This is a genomic window from Kluyvera intermedia (assembly GCF_021440345.1).
Classification (GTDB): Bacteria; Pseudomonadota; Gammaproteobacteria; order Enterobacterales; family Enterobacteriaceae; genus Kluyvera; species Kluyvera intermedia_A.
In genome coordinates this window covers 66,806-84,550 of record NZ_JAKCNS010000006.1, presented here as the reverse complement: position 1 = coordinate 84,550, position 17,745 = coordinate 66,806, and the positions used below count along the sequence as shown (strand labels likewise).

Here is a 17,745-nt window from a genome sequence, read left to right as displayed (position 1 = left end):
TTAAAAAATTACGCCTGCTCTTTTTCGTCGTATTTAAACGAGAGCAGGAAAATAAATGCAATGACCACTGCGGCAACCGCCGGGATCCACCAGAAGTTCACCCACGCCTGCGGCACGGTCTGCCCGGCCACCAGCTGGTTATACAGCGCGCCGGAAATCTGCGAACCCAGCAGCATGCCGATCCCGTAAGTGAACATCACCACCATGCTTTGCGCCTGCCCTTTCACCTTTTCGCCCGCCACGCGGTCGGTATAGATAAAGCCCACCACAAAGAAGAAGTCGTAGCACACGCCGTGCAGCAAAATGCCGAGGTACAGCAGGAAGCGCGTCTCTTCATTGATGCCCAGCGCAAAGAACATGTAGCGCACGAACCACGCCAGCATGCCGATAAGCAGCATGTACTTGACGCCCAAGCGGCGGAACAGCAGCGGGATAATCAGCATAAAGACGATTTCTGACATCTGGCCAAACGACATCGCGGTGCTGACATCCGCCACGCCCGCGTCCGCGAGATACGACGCGGTATAGGCGTAGTAGGTGCCCAACGGGACCGAAATCAGCGTCGCGCAGAGGGCAAAGACCAGGAAGTGACGAGTTTTCAGTAATGCAAACGCGTCGGCGCAGAACAGATCGCGCAGCTTCAGCGGCTGGCCTTTTGCCGGGGCCGGCGTGTGCGGCAGAGTCAGGCTGTAAACCGCCAGCACCACCGAGCACAGAGCGGCCAAAGTAAAGATGCCGGTGGTGTCAGAAATGCCGGTCACCCCGATAAAAATCCCGGCAATAATCCAGCCAATGGTGCCGAACACGCGCACGACCGGGAAAGTCTTGTCGATGTTGTTCAGGCTGTGGAAGGCAATGTTGTTGGTCAGCGCCAGCGTGGGCATATAGCAAAGAGTGTAGCCAAACAGCAGGCCAATCAGCAGCGCGCCGTTTTGGGCCACCAGCGCCTGCGGGACAAACCACAGGATCACCGCCCCCAACAGATGCATCACCGCCATCACCTTTTGCGATGGGAAGAAACGGTCAACCAGCATCCCCAGCACGAACGGCGAGAGAATGGAGGCAATCGGCCCCGCCGAGAAGGCATCGCCAATCAGCAAAGACATGTTGTGCTGACTCATCACCAGCCCCAGCGTTACCGACCAGCTGCCCCAGATAAAGAACTGCATAAACATCATCAGCGACAGACGCGGCACCAACAGCCGGTGCTGTACGCCGCTATTTTCTGAACCTTGCGTTGTAGAGACCATGTTTTCACCCTCAAAGTAATCGATTACAAAAACAGCTCAAACAAAAAGTAATCGATTACAAAAATAAGATCGCGCGGCACAGTGTAGATTTGCGAGAACGGTCACGATTAAAAATCGTCCGCCGATCGGGGTAATGAATAAGGACAGTTCGGATCCCGCCACGCGTGAGAGGTCAGGTACAGGCTGTTCAGGAAGGCGAGAAACGGTACGGCGCAACTGGCCGTACCGTATTTTCCGAGGATTACGCTTTGCGGCGCAGCGTCTTAAACGCGACAAACAGGAACAGCACCCACACCGGCAGCAGAATCGCCGACAGGCGCATGCCGTCCATAGTACACATCAGTACAAAGACCATCAGCAGGAAGGCGATGCAGATGTAGTTGCTGGCAGGAGCCCACAGCGCTTTGAATTTCGGCTCGCGGCCTTTACGGCGCATTGCGGCGCGGAATTTGAGGTGCGCCATGCAGATCATAATCCAGTTCAGCAGCAGCGTGGCCACCACCAGCGCCATCAGCAGGCCGAACGCTTTTTGCGGCAGCAGATAGTTCACCAGTACCACCAGCGAGGTGATGGTTCCGGAGAGGATCAGCGAATTCACCGGCACACCGCGACGGCTGACTTTGGTTAAAAAGCGCGGTGCGTTGCCCTGCACGGAGAGGCCAAACAGCATACGGCTGTTGGAATAGACGCCGCTGTTATACACCGACAGCGATGCCACCAGAATGACGAAGTTCAGCGCCGAAGCCACCAGGTTGCTGTCCAGATTGTGGAAAATCATCACAAACGGGCTGCTATCGGATTTGATCTCGACCCACGGATACAGCGCCAGCAGGACAATCAGCGAACCGATGTAAAACAGCAGAATACGATAAACCACCTGGTTTACGGCTTTCGGAATAGAGGTTTCCGGATCGCGCGCTTCTGCCGCCGTGATGCCGATAAGCTCAAGCCCGCCGAAGGAGAACATAATCACCGCCAGCGACAGAATAAGACCCTGCCAGCCGGTGGCGAGGAAGCCATCAAAGCGCCACAGGTTATCGATACCCGCGTGATCGCCACCTTTGCCGGATGCCAGCATCCAGATACCAAAGCCAATCATGCCGATAATCGCCAGCACTTTAATCAGCGCAAACCAGAATTCCGTTTCGCCGTACAGGCGCACGTTCACGAGATTGACGGCGTTTATCAAGACAAAGAAGCCTGCGGCCCATACCCAGGTAGGGATGTCCGGCAGCCAATATTGCATATAGATCCCGGCGGCGGTCAGTTCGGCCATGCCTACCAGCACGAACATCACCCAGTAGTTCCAGCCAGATAAAAATCCGGCGAACGGCCCCCAGTATTTATAAGCAAAATGGGCAAACGACCCTGATACCGGCTCTTCAACGACCATCTCACCCAGCAGGCGCATGATCATAAAGGCGATGATGCCGGCGATGGCATAACCGAGGACGACCGCCGGGCCTGCCATTTGAATGGCCGGGCCAATACCGAGAAACAGGCCGGTACCGATGGCGCCGCCGAGGGCGATTAATTGGATATGGCGGTTTTGTAATCCGCGGTGAAGCGTCGGGATAGCTTCCGACGAGGCATCCGGTTGATTCTGGCTGGATGCTGATGACGCGTTTCTCACGTCTAACCCCTGTAGCATTAATATGAAGGGGCACCTTTTAACACTTAGCGCGGCTTGTCGCAAGGCAATCAGTACCCGTGCCCCAGTAGTAAAAAGCCCCGGAAAGCATCAGCCTCCGGGGCAATAACCCTATATTTGCAATGACTTAGAAGTCGTAGCTAACCGAGAGTTTCAGGGTACGCGGCTCGCCCTGGAACAGATAGACGCCGGTATCATCCACGCCAGACCAGTACTTCTCGTTGGTCACGTTGGTCACACCCACGCGCCACACCAGGTCGTTTTGCTCCTGATTCAGGTGCATACGGTAGCGCATGCCTAAATCCAGGGTCGTGTAGCTATCCAGCTTCTTGGTGTTGGCGGAATCCGCATACTGCGAACCGGTATGGTTCACGCGCGCGGTTGCCGTCAGGCCGTCCACCGGTTTGATATCGTATTCTGCGCCCAGCACGGCGTAGAAGCGGGAGACGCCGATAGCATCGTTACCATCGTTGAGGCCGCCTTTAGTTTTGGTCATCTCCGGGTCAATCCACAGGGTACTACCGTTCAGGCGCAGGCCAAACATCGGCTCGCCGAAGACGCTTAGCTCAAGGCCACGGTTGCGCTGTTCGCCGTCCATACGATAATAGTTGTCGCTATCCAGCACGCCGGACGGTTTCTTAATCTGGAACAGGGACAGCGAGCCGCCCACGCGCTGGTAGTCAACCTTCACGCCCACTTCATCCTGTTTAGAATGGGCAATACCAATGCTCTGACCGTAGTTATTTGTTTTAACAGGTGCGTTGCCGCCCGGTTGCAGAGCCTCGGTGTGGTTGGCATACAGCGACACCGTTTCCCACGGTTTGTAGACCACGCCGAAGGTTGGCATCCAGCGGCTTTCGGTGAAGGTGGCGGTGGTCGTTTCCAGACCCGTCGTGTTGCTGTAGTTACGAATCACCACCTTCTGATGACGTGCGGCAGCGGTAAACAGCAGGCTGTCGTCGAAGAAGCCCAGCGTATCGCTGAACAGCCAGCCCTGCGTGCGGTTGCGTGCGGTGGTCAGCGGATCATGATAGTTGCCGCCAACTATCTTGTAGGCCGGCATGCTCACGTCGTGGTTGTTGTAAATATTGACGTTCTTATTGGTCGTCTTGTCTGACATACGCCAGGCGGTGGCATCGCTACGCATCTGCGCCGAGTAGCCAATGTTGACTTTGTGAGACACCGCGCCAGTGTCAAAGTTGCCGCGAATACCGCCCATCCCGCTGACGCTGTCGATGATACGGTTAGTATCCATACTACTGATGGTGGCATCGCCGTTGATATTGGTCAGCTTCGGAGCGCCGTAGGTCCCTTCCTCATGCGCATGCTGTGCGCCTAAGGCCGCGTAGGTGGTCCAGCTATCGGTCAGATCGTATTCCGCTTTGGCCATCCCGAATTCATTTTCGATATCGCTGTAGCCCCATTTCTGCCCGGTATTTTTGGTGTTGCTTGGCACCTTCGGCACCTCGCTGATGGCGGCATAGCCAATCCCCATCTCTCCGCCGTGGAAGGTTTTTTTCTGGTAGCCAAAATCAAAAGAGGAACGGAAGCGATCGCCGCGGTAGTCCAGCCCCACCGAGGCCAGCGTGGTACGGCGATTATCGTTATCGACGCGCCCTTCCCCTTCGCGGTGCAGCAGGTTTACGCGCGCGCCAAACTGGTTGTCGTCACCGAAGCGACGGCCCAGATCCAGCGAGCCGCCGACCTGTGAGTCACCGGTGTAATCCACACCAATACGCGTGGTTGGAATATCTTCGGCGCGCTTAGGCTCAAGGTTAATCATGCCGCCGACGCCGGAGCTGGCCGCCCCGTTCACCAGCGCGTTTGCCCCTTTAAAGACTTCGATGCGCTCAAGCATCTGGGTATCCATCACCTGACGCGGCACCACGCCGGACAGGCCGCCCATGGTCATATCGTCGCCGTCGAGCTTAAAGCCGCGAATCCGGTAGGTTTCAGCAAAGTTGCCGTAACCCTGCACGGCCTGGACGCCGGCATCGTTTTTGACCACATCGGCAATGGTTTTCGCCTGCTGATCCTGAACCAATTTAGAGGTGTAACCGATGACGTTAAACGGTACGTCCATCGCTTTTTGCTCGCCCAGCATCCCGATGCGGCCACCGTGGGCAATTTGCCCATCAAGGTAAGCCGGAACCAGCTGTTCACCGCCGGGGGTAAAATCACCGCTTGTCACGCCCTGCACGACCATGGTTTCGGTCTGGTTTTTCTTTGTGGTTGTATCGTCAGCGGTGGCAGCATAGGCGGCAGGTATGACGGCGCTGATTGCCAATGCCAGCGTCGAGAGTTTCATCGTCATGGGAGGAGTCCTTGGTATGCAATAAAAATTCACCGTCGGTACCAGCAGGTTCTTTGCAGCATCTCGCCCCAGAATTCCCCTGTGAAACATTCCTTACTGATGACTGGCCCAGTGGTATCAATGCGGTGAATAAAAAAGAGACTGAGAACTATACTCATTATCGTTTTATGATCAAGCGTAATGAGATGTAACCGCCGCGATTGCCATGATGGCGCAGACAATTACATGTTCTCTTCAGTGCACAAAACGCGCGTGCGGCAAGCCGCAACCTGCCGCATAATCTCGACTACCGCTTTGAAAAGGAGCCCTCGTGCTGCTCAAAATTGTTCTCGCGATGGTCGCCTTTGCCGCCAATTCACTGTTATGCCGACTGGCGCTCAAAGGGCTGCATATGGATGCGGTGTCGTTCAGCAGCCTGCGTTTGCTGAGCGGCGCGGTAGCGCTATTTTTGCTGTTACAGCTGCCGGGGATGCGAAGAAAAGCCGAATTTAATTTGTTGAACGCCGCGCTGCTCGCCGTGTACATTTTCGCCTTCTCACTGGCCTATGTGTCGTTAACCACCGCGGCGGGCGCGCTGCTGTTATTCGGCACCGTTCAGATAGTGATGAGCGGCTGGGGCCTAGCGCGAGGCGAGCGCCTCACCGGGTTGAAAAGCATTGGCATGCTGGCCGCTATGGGCGGATTGGCGCTTTTGCTATTACCGGGCGCCGGCCATCCGTCCATCGGTGCGTCGCTCTTGATGATGGTTTCCGGCGCGGCCTGGGCGGTGTACTGCATTACCGGGAAAAAGGTGCGCGATGCCGCGGCGGCGACCGCCGGTAATTTTATGCTGGCGGTGCCGATGGCCCTGCTGATTTTCGCCTTGCACGGCATGTCGATTGAGGCCGATATCTATGGTGTGCTGCTGGCGGTAACCTCCGGCGCATTGATGTCCGGTGGCGCATATCTGCTCTGGTATTCGCTACTGCCGAAACTCAGCCCCACCACCGCCAGCACGCTCCAGCTGAGCGTTCCCTGCCTTGCGGCGCTCGGTGGTTTGGTCTTTATGGGTGAAGCCCTCGATGGGCGGATGCTGCTGGCGATTGTTATCACGCTATCCGGGATTGGGCTGGTGATTGCCGCTGACCGGCGTCAATAGCACACGCTATCGCTTTTCACCGCAGGGCGAGTTTGCGTCCCGCCACAACGACGAGAGCCGGAGCAGCGTGTCATCAATCAATGCGCGCTTTTCGCTACCCGGGCGCCAGAGGGTCACCATCGTCTGGCTGATGCCTTCATTGCCCACCACCGTTGGAATCGCCGACACATTCTCCCAGCGCGATGCCTGAAAATGGGTGGGTAAAAATCCCCAACCGCACCCGGCCTCAATCAAGCTGCGCAGCATCTCCAGTTCATTGGCCATAATGACATTGCCGGAAATTTGCAGCCGACGCGCCATCGGGATATCGCTCGCCGAATGCATCACCACCTGCGGCCTCAGGGAAAGATCGAGCAGCGAACACGGGCGTTCGGCATCGACGAACAGGCTATCGGCGGCGAAAAAGTCCATGTCGATGGTCCCCAGCGCACGCCACTCCATTTCACTGCCCACGCTGTGATTATTGGCCTGGAAGAAGCCTAAGTCCGCATGTCCACTCGCCAGCGCCCGTTCCCCTTCCTCACGCGATGCGCATCGCAGGCTCAGACGAATATGACGGTTCGCCATCAGGGCGATTAAAGCCTGTAAAAAACGTCGCGGGGTAAAAGGATCGTAGGCGATGCTCAGCTCCTGGGCCTCAGTGGCCGGGACCTGACGGGCAAACTGCTCAAACGCTCGCGCCTGGCGCATTAGCAGATGCGCCTGACGATGAAGCTGTTCGCCCTGCGGCGTCAACTGTAGCGCTCGCCCCTGGCGAACAAAAAGCGCATAGCCGAGACCGTCCTCAAGAAGATCGATAAGATCGCGCAGCGTGGTACGGTCTTTATCCAATTTACCGGCGGCCTTCACCAGGCTGCCGCACTCGGCGACGGTGGTGAACGCTTCAAGCTGAGAAAATGAGTAGGACAATGATGCCACACCGGTCTCCTTTGGCTGTTGTTGTGGGGGTTTTCCCCCCATAACGCGTTTTTTATTATAGTGCGCCGATTTTTATACTCAATCCGTCCTACCTCTACGCGGTAGCGGCGAGTCTACGGGTATAACTAAAATCGAGAACACTATGAATAATAAACATAAATCCTTCCCTGCAAAGTCCTGTCTGTTAGCGAGTCTGATGGCCGCAACCTTTATCTCCGCGCCCGCCATGGCGGCCTGTGAGGGAACAGCGTTGACCGAATGCCCCGCGCCATTTGATGCCAAACTGCCGGATACGCAAAAAATGCTGACCTGGAGCCAGGCCGAGCGCGTTGTCGGTTTTCGTAATGACTACCGCAACTACAAAGGTGATGTCTTCCGCCATGGTAAAGCAATGCCGCTGGTAGCCGCCGATAAACCGCTGACGCAGGCGAGCTATGAGGTAAACGGCAAGCAGTGGAATTTACAGGACTATCTGCAGCGGCAGAACGTCAGCGGAATGCTGGTACTGAAAGACGGTAAGGTCGCCTTCAAATATCTGGCGGAGGGTAACACCGATACAACGCTGTGGACCTCCCGTTCAGTGGGCAAAGCGGTGGTCTCAATCCTGTTTGGCGCAGCGCTGAAAGAGGGAAAAATTCACTCAATGGATGACCTGGTGACGCAGTATGAACCGGATCTGAAAGGCACCGCCTGGGACGGCGTCACCCTCAAGCAGCTGATTCAGCACACTTCCGGCGTGGCGTGGGACGAGAACTACACTAATCCACAGTCCGATTTCGCTAAGCTAACGCAATGTGAGGCGCATCCAGGTGCCTACGAGTGTGTACGTGCACTGGTTTCCGGCCTGAAACGCGCACATCCGGCGGGCGAAGCCTGGTCTTACTCTTCCGGCGGCGCCTGGCTGCTGGGCGATGTGCTGGAACGCGCAACCGGCATGACGCTCGCTAGCTATCTGGAACATACCATCTGGCAACCGTACGGTATGGCCAACGACGGCGTATGGCATTCCTATACCAAGGGCCAGCACGACGTCGGCGCACACGGCTTTAACGCTACGCTGGAAGACTGGGGCCGCTTTGGTGAATTCGTCCTGCATAACGGTCGTCTACCAAACGGTAAGCAGGTGCTGCCGGAAAACTGGGTCGCACAATCAGCCAACTGGAACACGGCGCAAAAATCGGTATCGGCGGCACATCCTCAGGGGATTTATGGCTACCAGTGGTGGAACAATGAAGTTCCTGCCAATGCAAAAAACGTGGTGCCAACGGCCAGGGATTCGCTGAAAGGTTCGATGTGGGCGCTGGGGATCTTTGGCCAGATGATCATGGTCAACCGCGCAGAAAATCTGGTGATCGTTCAGTGGTCCACCTGGCCGCAGGCGGAGCCGTCATTCAGCGCACAGCCGCTTGAGGCCTCGCTGATGTTTAGCGCCATCGCCAAAACGCTACGCTAAGCCGCCACAGAAATCCGAAAACCACTGCGCCAGAGCCGCCAACGCGCTCTGGCGCTTTTCGTTACGCCTTCGGTTCCACCGCGACGAACATTTCAATATCCCAGTAGCCGTCTTCCGCCCCGTTGTTGTGGTAGATCTCAAAACAAGGTTTAGCCACCATCCGGTGCTTTTCGTCTTTCATAAGGCTATTGAAGAACTGGTACCACGGCGTGGAAAAGTCATGATCGATAACCCGCGCACGTGCCGCCGCGTATAATCCCCCCGCAACGTTCGCCGTCATCACGCCTTCACTATTGGCCGGTAGGACAAAATCGTCGGCTACCGAGACCACCGTATCGCAGCGCAGCTTTTCTGCCGGCACTTCGTCCGGATTATCATAATAAACGGCGAGCCACTCCTGGGCGGGAATCTGTTGACCGTCGACCCACTTCATCAACTGCTCAAACCCTTGTTTGACCGTTTGTTCCCACGGCCCAACCATATGAAAACCTGCGATTTTGCGTGATTCGACCTGCTTAATCTCGTAGTCCATACTGCCTCCGTTACCATACTGTAATTTCATACAGTATAATTTGAGTTTTCGCGTTTCGACAAACGAACAGTGAACATTATGTGAGCAGATTCGCACTCTTGCCAGGGAGCGTATAACGAGGTGATTGCATTGGGGAGAAAACAAGAAAATGGTGCGCCCTGCAGGATTCGAACCTGCGGCCCACGACTTAGAAGGTCGTTGCTCTATCCAACTGAGCTAAGGGCGCATTCTGGAGAAGTTTGCACTTCCTGATGGGGTGAAGCGCGTGGAATTATACGGTCACTGACCGATGAGTCAATCCATTTCCTCGTGAAACCTGCGTTGAATGCGGCAGTGAATAAAGTCGCGTCAACAATTGCTCAACAGTTCAGCAAAATCACTTTCCGTTGAAAACTCGCAAACGATAACTGACAGCGAGCCTCGCATCTGACAAAATATGTACATCCCCCCTTCGTGAATGACAGATGGAATATTTATCCTGATGGCAGCAAAGATTATTGACGGTAAAACGATTGCGCAGCAGGTGCGCTCTGAAGTTGCGGAAAAAGTGAAGGCTCGCGTTGCGGCCGGAAAACGCGCTCCTGGGCTCGCCGTTGTGTTGGTTGGCAGCAACCCCGCATCGCAAATTTATGTCGGCAGCAAGCGCAAAGCCTGCGAAGAGGTGGGCTTCATCTCCCGCTCTTACGATCTGCCGGAAACCACCAGCGAAGCGGAACTGCTGACGCTGATTGATACCCTGAACGCCGATACCACTATCGACGGTATTCTGGTCCAGCTTCCGCTGCCGGCCGGCATCGATAATGTGAAGGTTCTGGAACGTATCGACCCGGATAAAGACGTAGACGGTTTCCACCCGTATAACGTGGGTCGCCTGTGCCAGCGCGCGCCGCGCCTGCGTCCGTGCACGCCGCGTGGCATCGTCACTCTGCTTGAGCGCTACAACATCGACACCTATGGCCTGAACGCCGTGGTGATTGGCGCATCCAACATCGTGGGTCGCCCGATGAGCATGGAGCTGCTGCTGGCCGGCTGCACCACCACTGTCACCCACCGCTTCACCAAGAATCTGCGCCACCACGTGGAAAACGCGGATCTGCTGATTGTGGCAGTCGGTAAACCTGGTTTTATCCCCGGTGAGTGGATTAAAGAAGGTGCCATCGTGATTGATGTCGGGATTAATCGCCTCGAAAGCGGTAAAGTAGTCGGCGATGTGGTGTTTGAAGAAGCCGCTGCGCGCGCATCTTACATCACCCCGGTACCGGGCGGCGTCGGGCCAATGACCGTCGCCACCCTGATTGAAAACACCTTACAGGCGTGTGAAGAGTATCACGACGTGGAGAAGGCATAAGATGGCAACATTTTCTTTGGGTAAGCATCCGCATGTGGAACTCTGTGACTTACTGAAACTGGAAGGCTGGAGCGAAAGCGGCGCACAGGCGAAAATCGCCATTGCCGACGGTCTGGTGAAAGTTGACGGTGCGGTGGAAACCCGCAAGCGCTGCAAAATTGTCGCTGGTCAAACCGTGAATTTTGAAGGCCAGAGCGTAACCGTTACCGCCTAATCCGTACGGTAGAGCGTCTTATTACCCGGCGAAGCCCTGCAACGCCGGGTTTTTATTGGCAAAATTTCAGAATATCCCTCTGCTGCATTCCCTGCGTTTTCCGTTAATACTTTGTTTTTCCTTTCTGTTGACGGACACCCGATGCCAACGATTATCACTCATGCTGCCGTACCGCTGTGCCTTGGTTTAGGACTGGGCACGCGCGTGATTCCCCCGCGCCTACTCTTCGCAGGCGTCGCCCTGGCGATGCTGCCCGATGCCGACGTTCTCGCTTTTAAGTTTGGCATTGCCTACGGCAATATTTTCGGCCATCGCGGTTTTACCCACTCGCTGCTGTTTGCCTTTGTGATACCGCTGATCTGCGTAATCGTCGGCCGACGATGGTTCCGCGCGGGGCTATTACGCTGTTGGCTATTTTTAACGGTTTCGCTGCTGTCGCACAGCCTGCTGGATTCCATCACTACCGGCGGTAAAGGCGTCGGCTGGCTGTGGCCGTGGTCAGATGAACGATTCTTCGCACCGTGGCAGGTGATTAAGGTCGCGCCGTTTGCGCTCTCACGCTACACCACGCCGTACGGGCATCAGGTGATCATGTCAGAGTTAATGTGGGTGTGGTTGCCGGGAGTGATGGTGATGGGATTACTGTGGTGGCGGCGTCGATAGCACGCGCAGAGAACCAGACATCGCAAAAAAACACCGGGCGACCAAAGTGAAGCACATCACAATTCACAACGCCCGGAGAGACTGTTTCCGGGCGTCTATAGCAGCATCTTATTTGTAATGCTTTGAATTACCGTCATTAAATATTCACCCCATCGCGATTAATTCGATTTAAATATCAATACCGCCAGTTATCGAATTGGATTGGCAATCAACGGCTCCCCAGAATAACGCAAAACATCCCTGATTCTGGAGCCCGTATGTCACCGTCAATTCTTAACAATGCCCCCTATGAAGCGGTCGAAATCCTTCGCGCTGCAAAGCCGGGCTTTAGCCCGCGCATTGCGCTCATCCTCGGTTCAGGTCTCGGCGCGCTGGCCGATGATATGGATGACAAAACCACGCTCTCTTATGAGGATCTCCCCGGCTTTCCGGTGAGCACCGTCATTGGGCACGCAGGTGAAATCGTGATGGGGACGCTGCACGGCGTACCGCTTATCTGTATGAAAGGACGTGGCCATTTCTACGAGGGTGTCGGTATGGGCATCATGACCCAGGCCGTCCGCACCTTTAAGCTGCTTGGCTGCGAATTTATGTTCTGCACTAACGCCGCGGGCTCCCTGAATCCAGCGATTCCCGCCGGCAGCCTGGTGGCATTAAACGACCACATCAATACCATGCCGTCCACGCCGATGGTCGGCCCGAATGACGACCGTTTTGGCCCGCGTTTCTTTAGCCTGGCGAATGCCTACGATAACGCGCTGCGCGCGCAGCTACATCAAACGGCGCAAGGTCTTGAGATCGCCCTGCACGAAGGGGTCTTTGTCTCCTATCCGGGACCAAACTTCGAAACGGCGGCGGAGATCCGCATGATGCAGCGCATGGGCGGCGACGTGGTGGGTATGTCTGTGGTGCCGGAAGTGATCGCCGCGCGCCACTGCGGGCTGAAAGTGCTGGCGGTTTCCGCCATTACCAACATGGCGGAAGGACTGAGCGACGTAGAACTCTCGCACGAACAGACGCTGAAATGCGCGGCGATGGTGACCGGCGACTTTATTCGCCTGATTGGCCAATTCATCAAACAGTATGCCTAACCCCTGATTCATCGGCGGGCAGCTCGCTGCCTGCCCGGAGAGATGTTTATGTCAGACGCTTCATATTCTCGTCATAATTTAAATGCCGTCTCGTATCTGAGCTATTACTTCGTCGGCGCGCTGGTCTCCACTCTCGGCATCGTCCTCGGCCCGCTGTGCGCCGCATTCCATAAAGATCCGAGTTTTATCGGCCAGGTCTTTACGCTAATGAACATCGGCATGTTTATCCCTATCATGCTGGGCGGCATTCTGATGCGCAAATGGGGGCTACAAAAGCCGCTGGTGATTGCCGCCGCGCTGACGGTGCTTATCAGTGCGATTCTCTTCGTCGCCCCGACGCTCACCATGTTCAGCTTCGCCGTTGCCGGTATCGGTGCCTGTGGCGGGATTTTCATGACCATTGGCAGCTATCTGGTGGTGCGTATTAATCCGGATGAAAAGAGCCGCTCCTCCAGCCTTATTTTTACCGACTTCTTTTTTAGCCTGGCCGGGGCGACGCTCTCTTTCCTGCTGGCCTGGCTGTTCCGCATGGGTGCCAGTTGGGTAGCGATGTACAGGATTATGGGCGGCTTGGGCGCGTTGATGCTGGCGCTGACCCTTCGCTGCCGCTTCCCGGCAACCGAAGCCGCGGCGGCGCAACAACACAGCACGACCGCCGCTCGCGAGCCGTGGGGCACGTCAATTTACTTAATCTGTTTTGCTCTGTTCGCCTTCCTGCTGGCCGAGCCGATTTTCACCATGTGGACGCCGGGCTATCTGCAATCTCGTTTCAATATCCTGCCGCAGGACGCAGCGCTGTACACCACCGTGTACTGGGTGGCGAAAGCTATAGGTCTGTTCCTCAATCAATTTACCGTGAAGTGGATGAAGCTGCGCACCTTCCTGCTCGGCTGCACCGGCATAGGGCTGATAGCCATTGTTGTCATTGCTAACAGCGGCAATACCACTTTGATTCTGCTGGCCTGCGCTATCTTCGGTTTCTTCAATTCCGGGCTGTTTTCCGGTCTGATGAGCTACGGCTCGCTGCAGGTTAGCCAAAGCTCCCCGACGCTCATCTCCGCGTTGCTGACCTGCGGCACGGTGGGCACGCTGCTGTTCGCCAGCGTATCTTCATTGGTGAACTCGCGCTATGGCCTGCACGGCGCGCTGAATACCGCCACATTCTCTTACGCTGTCCTGCTGCTGGTTCTGGTGGTCGCCATTGTTTGTAACCGGGCGGAACGCCTGCATTCCCCCGCACAGGCGGCGGTTTGACAACAAAAAAGGAGGGCGGCATGATGGGCTTCCCTCCTCTTTTTCCCAAACAAAACATGACCGATGCCCTGACGAATAATCGTATTAATATCCGCGCGCTGCGCTATTTTCAGGTGCTGGCCGAAGAGCTGCATTTCGGACGTGCGGCGGCCCGGCTGAACATTTCTCAGCCGCCGTTGAGCATACAAATTAAAGAGCTGGAAGAGACGCTGGAAACCAAACTTTTTGAGCGAACCAGCCGTCGCGTGACCTTAACTCGCGCAGGCCAGGTTTTAAAAACCGAGGTGGACCGCATCCTCAATGCCACAGAGCATTCACTCAACTATGTTCGGCAAATTGGTCGTAGCGCAAATCAACACATCAGTATTGGCATTATCGGCAGCGCACTGTGGGGGACGTTACTGACGCGGCTCAAAAGTTTTAAGGCGCGCTATCCTGATGTGGAGTGGAGCCTGCATGAGCTGTCGCAGCATAAGCAAATTGCCGCCCTGCGAGCCCGTACGATTGATATCGCGATTAACCGTAACGTACTGCCCTATGCCGAAGACCATATTCGTAATCAGCTCATCGCGCATGAATCGGTCGCGCTGGCCGTGCCGGAAAACGATCCGCTGTGCCAGTTCGGTAAAGTGCCCTTAACCGCCCTCTCCGGCAGGCCGCTTATCTCACTCGCCTTTCATCAAAGTGACTTTGCCCGCCAGCTCCAGGACCACTGCGTGGAAGCCGGCTTTTATCCGCTGATCGCCCATCAGGTGAATGAGCCGCAAACGGCGTTAGCGCTGGTCAGCGCGGGAATGGGATTATCGCTGCTCCCGGAAACCTGCGGGCTGATCCACTGGCCGGGGGTACGTTTTCTGGCGCTGGAAGAGGCCGTTCCGGCCGATCTTTATGCGTTGTGGTATGACGAACCGCTGTCAGATCTTCTCACGGAGTTTATTGCAGGACTTCAGGGGCGTTAGTGCTGGAGGGAAAGCCCCTCTCCCCGATGGAGAGAGGGGAAAAACTTACTTACGGCGCCAGGTGGTGCCCTGCGGGCCATCTTCCAGCACGATACCCATCTCGTTGAGACGGTCACGCGCGGCGTCGGCTGCGGCCCAATCTTTGGCTTTACGCGCATCCAGGCGTTGCTGGATCAAAGCTTCAATTTCCGCCACTTCACCGTCGTCAGCCTGAGCACCGCTTTGCAGGAACGCTTCGGCATCCTGCTCCAGCAGTCCCAGCACGGCGGCGAGCGTACGCAGACAGGTCGCTGCGGAGTTTGCTTCTTCGCTATTACCCGCCTGTTTGGCGTTATTCACTTCTTTGGCTAAATCAAATAGCACCGCGTAGGCCACCGGCGTGTTGAAATCGTCATCCATCGCTTCTTTAAAGCGCTCGACGTACTGCGCGCTACGCGCAAATTCAACGTCTGAGTGTGCCGTGCCGCGCAGTGCAGTATACAGACGCTCCAGCGCGGAACGGGCCTGTTTCAGGTTGTCTTCGCTGTAGTTCAGCTGGCTGCGGTAGTGGCCGGACATCAGGAAGTAACGCACGGTTTCAGCGTCGTAATATTTCAGCACGTCGCGCACGGTAAAGAAGTTACCCAGCGATTTTGACATCTTCTCGCGGTCAACCATCACCATTCCGGAGTGCATCCAGTAATTAACGTATTCGCCATCGTGCGCACAGGTGGACTGGGCGATTTCGTTTTCATGGTGCGGGAACATCAGATCAGATCCGCCGCCGTGAATATCAAAATGGTTGCCCAACTGTTTGCAGTTCATCGCCGAACATTCGATGTGCCAGCCCGGACGGCCTGCGCCCCACGGGGACGGCCAGCTTGGTTCGCCCTCTTTCGACATTTTCCACAGCACGAAGTCCATTGGGTTACGTTTAACGTCAACCACATCAACGCGGGCCCCGGCCTGCAGCTGGTCCAGATCCTGGCGCGACAGCTTGCCGTAATCCGCATCGGTTGGGACATCGAACATCACGTCGCCGTTGTCTGCGACATAGGCGTGGCCTTTGGCAATCAGCCGCTCGGTGATTTCGATGATTTCAGCGATGTGGTGGGTTGCACGCGGCTCGCTGTCCGGACGCAGAATATTCAGCGCGTCGAAATCTTTGTGCATCTCAACGATCATGCGGTCAACCAGGGCGACAAAACTTTCGCCGTTTTCGTTAGCGCGTTTGATGATTTTGTCGTCGATATCGGTGATATTGCGCACGTACTTCAGCTTATAGCCGAGAAAACGCAGGTAGCGTGCCACCACGTCAAAAGAGACAAAAGTACGGCCATGGCCAATATGACAGAGATCGTAAACGGTGATACCACACACGTACATGCCGACTTCACCGGCGTGAATAGGCTTAAATTCCTCTTTTTGGCGCGTCATTGTGTTGAAGATTTTTAGCATCGAGAATTCCATGTTTACGTGTGTGAACCGGGCTTTCGCCTGAAACGGCATATTCTACCCGTAATTCAACCCGGAAGCAGCACACAATGCAAGGTGATCGATGTCGTCGGTTATGCTATAACAGGCACCTATATGCCGCTAAACTGCGGGCTAAAGCACCACTCTAATACGGAACAGGATGCAGAAATGGTTACTTTCCACACTAATCACGGCGATATCGTCATCAAAACGTTCGACGACAAAGCGCCGGAAACAGTTAAAAACTTCCTGGACTACTGCCGCGAAGGTTTCTACAACAACACGATTTTCCACCGTGTTATCAATGGCTTTATGATTCAGGGCGGCGGCTTCGAGCCGGGCATGAACCAGAAAGCCACCAAAGAAGCGATCAAAAACGAAGCTAACAACGGTCTGAAAAACACCCGTGGTACGCTGGCGATGGCCCGTACTCAGGCTCCGCACTCTGCGACCGCCCAGTTCTTCATCAACGTGGCAGACAACGACTTCCTGAACTTCTCCGGCGAAAGCCTGCAGGGTTGGGGCTACTGTGTCTTCGCTGAAGTCGCAGAAGGCATGGACGTTGTTGATAAAATCAAAGCGGTCTCTACCGGTCGTAGCGGCATGCATCAGGACGTTCCTAAAGAAGACGTTATCATCGAAAGCGTGACCGTCAGCGAGTAATTGGTGGCGACACTCTTTATTGCAGATTTGCATCTGCAAACAGAAGAACCGGCGATCACCGCCGGTTTTCTGCGTTTTTTAGCCGGTGAAGCACGCAGCGCCGATGCGCTGTACATTCTGGGCGACCTGTTTGAAGCCTGGATTGGCGACGACGATCCCAACCCGCTACACCGGGAAATCGCGACGGCAATCAAATCATTAGTCGATTCCGGCGTTCCCTGCTATTTCATTCACGGCAACCGTGATTTTCTGATCGGCAAGCGTTTCGCTCGCGAGAGCGGCATGCAGCTGCTCCCTGAAGAAAAAGTCCTGAATCTCTACGGCCGTGACGTGCTGATTATGCACGGTGACACCCTGTGCACCGACGATCCCGGCTATCTGGCGTTTCGCGCCAAAGTCCACACCCCGTGGATCCAAACCCTGTTCCTTGCCCTGCCGCTGTTTATCCGTCGCCGCATCGCGCAGAAAATGCGTAACGACAGCAAAGCGGCTAACAGCAGCAAGTCGATGGAGATTATGGATGTGAACCCACAGGCGGTTGCGGCGGTGATGGAAAAACATCACGTGCAGTGGCTGATTCACGGGCATACTCATCGTCCGGATATCCATACGCTCAACGCCAACGGCGAAACGGCGCATCGCGTGGTACTCGGCGCCTGGCATAGCCACGGCTCGATGGTCAAAGTCAGCCCGGACGACGTCGAACTTATCCCCTTCCCGTTTTAATTTTTCCACCTGATTCCGCCTAACGAAGGCTACGCAACCGTTTTCCTTGCCCATTTTCCGTGTTATTCTCTGTGGCCTCTAACGTCGTGTGCAGCACACCCACAGGAGTTTTAAGA

At 55.6% G+C, this 17,745-nt stretch carries 16 protein-coding genes and 1 tRNA gene; 10 read left to right on the top strand and 7 right to left on the bottom strand.

Going from position 1 to position 17,745, the window contains the following annotated elements:
- Positions 1-8 precede the first annotated feature (8 nt).
- From LZ634_RS01585 to LZ634_RS01575, 3 genes are all read right to left on the bottom strand, one after another.
- A complete protein-coding gene (locus LZ634_RS01585; RefSeq protein ID WP_234501986.1) occupies positions 9-1,250 on the bottom strand; it encodes an MFS transporter in 1,242 nt (413 codons plus the stop codon).
- A 241-nt stretch (positions 1,251-1,491) separates the two neighbouring features.
- Entirely contained in the window at positions 1,492-2,883 is a 1,392-nt protein-coding gene (pheP, locus tag LZ634_RS01580; protein WP_234501985.1) for a phenylalanine transporter, read from the bottom strand.
- A gap of 145 nt (positions 2,884-3,028) precedes the next feature.
- On the bottom strand, positions 3,029-5,215 hold the full coding sequence (locus tag LZ634_RS01575; protein WP_414467720.1) for a TonB-dependent receptor: 2,187 nt from the start codon (positions 5,213-5,215) through the stop codon (positions 3,029-3,031).
- A gap of 310 nt (positions 5,216-5,525) precedes the next feature.
- On the opposite strand from LZ634_RS01575, the gene LZ634_RS01570 reads away from it, so the two are divergent.
- Positions 5,526-6,353 (top strand): EamA family transporter, encoded by an 828-nt coding sequence (locus LZ634_RS01570; RefSeq protein ID WP_234501984.1) that lies wholly within the window; start codon positions 5,526-5,528, stop codon positions 6,351-6,353.
- Positions 6,354-6,359: 6 nt separating this feature from the next.
- Here LZ634_RS01570 and LZ634_RS01565 read toward each other — a convergent pair whose 3' ends face one another.
- On the bottom strand, positions 6,360-7,313 hold the full coding sequence (locus tag LZ634_RS01565) for a LysR family transcriptional regulator (protein ID WP_265178849.1): 954 nt from the start codon (positions 7,311-7,313) through the stop codon (positions 6,360-6,362).
- Positions 7,314-7,467: 154 nt separating this feature from the next.
- Here LZ634_RS01565 and LZ634_RS01560 point away from each other — a divergent pair, with 154 nt between their 5' ends.
- Positions 7,468-8,724 carry a serine hydrolase domain-containing protein gene (locus tag LZ634_RS01560; RefSeq protein WP_414467722.1) on the top strand — a complete coding sequence of 419 codons (1,257 nt, stop codon included), beginning with the start codon at positions 7,468-7,470 and terminating at the stop codon, positions 8,722-8,724.
- Between the two features lie 61 nt (positions 8,725-8,785).
- Here the strand turns inward: LZ634_RS01560 and sbmC are convergent, their stop codons facing one another.
- Both sbmC and LZ634_RS01550 read right to left on the bottom strand, forming a co-directional pair.
- Complete coding sequence (sbmC, locus tag LZ634_RS01555; protein ID WP_234501981.1) at positions 8,786-9,256, bottom strand: DNA gyrase inhibitor SbmC; 471 nt, start codon at positions 9,254-9,256, stop codon at positions 8,786-8,788.
- A gap of 149 nt (positions 9,257-9,405) precedes the next feature.
- Positions 9,406-9,482: transfer RNA gene (locus LZ634_RS01550), tRNA-Arg, on the bottom strand.
- 255 nt (positions 9,483-9,737) lie between these two features.
- Here LZ634_RS01550 and folD point away from each other — a divergent pair.
- From folD to LZ634_RS01520, 6 genes are all read left to right on the top strand, one after another.
- A complete protein-coding gene (gene folD / locus LZ634_RS01545; protein ID WP_052283782.1) occupies positions 9,738-10,604 on the top strand; it encodes a bifunctional methylenetetrahydrofolate dehydrogenase/methenyltetrahydrofolate cyclohydrolase FolD in 867 nt (288 codons plus the stop codon).
- A gap of 1 nt (position 10,605) precedes the next feature.
- Positions 10,606-10,818, top strand: coding sequence for a ribosome-associated protein YbcJ (gene ybcJ / locus LZ634_RS01540; protein WP_004223130.1), 213 nt, complete (start codon positions 10,606-10,608; stop codon positions 10,816-10,818).
- 141 nt (positions 10,819-10,959) lie between these two features.
- Positions 10,960-11,481, top strand: coding sequence for a metal-dependent hydrolase (locus tag LZ634_RS01535; protein WP_234501980.1), 522 nt, complete (start codon positions 10,960-10,962; stop codon positions 11,479-11,481).
- Positions 11,482-11,738: 257 nt separating this feature from the next.
- Complete coding sequence (gene xapA / locus LZ634_RS01530; protein ID WP_234501979.1) at positions 11,739-12,572, top strand: xanthosine phosphorylase; 834 nt, start codon at positions 11,739-11,741, stop codon at positions 12,570-12,572.
- A 48-nt stretch (positions 12,573-12,620) separates the two neighbouring features.
- Complete coding sequence (tsgA, locus tag LZ634_RS01525; protein WP_234501978.1) at positions 12,621-13,826, top strand: MFS transporter TsgA; 1,206 nt, start codon at positions 12,621-12,623, stop codon at positions 13,824-13,826.
- A 23-nt stretch (positions 13,827-13,849) separates the two neighbouring features.
- The gene (locus LZ634_RS01520; protein WP_414467721.1) at positions 13,850-14,785 is read left to right on the top strand and encodes a LysR family transcriptional regulator; all 936 of its coding nucleotides are present in this window, start codon (positions 13,850-13,852) and stop codon (positions 14,783-14,785) included.
- Between the two features lie 45 nt (positions 14,786-14,830).
- On the opposite strand, the gene cysS is transcribed toward LZ634_RS01520, so the two are convergent.
- Positions 14,831-16,222 (bottom strand): cysteine--tRNA ligase, encoded by a 1,392-nt coding sequence (cysS, locus tag LZ634_RS01515; RefSeq protein WP_234501977.1) that lies wholly within the window; start codon positions 16,220-16,222, stop codon positions 14,831-14,833.
- 186 nt (positions 16,223-16,408) lie between these two features.
- On the opposite strand from cysS, the gene ppiB reads away from it, so the two are divergent.
- Positions 16,409-16,903, top strand: coding sequence for a peptidylprolyl isomerase B (gene ppiB / locus LZ634_RS01510; RefSeq protein WP_234501976.1), 495 nt, complete (start codon positions 16,409-16,411; stop codon positions 16,901-16,903).
- Between the two features lie 3 nt (positions 16,904-16,906).
- Positions 16,907-17,629 carry a UDP-2,3-diacylglucosamine diphosphatase gene (lpxH, locus tag LZ634_RS01505; protein ID WP_234501975.1) on the top strand — a complete coding sequence of 241 codons (723 nt, stop codon included), beginning with the start codon at positions 16,907-16,909 and terminating at the stop codon, positions 17,627-17,629.
- Positions 17,630-17,745 lie beyond the last annotated feature (116 nt).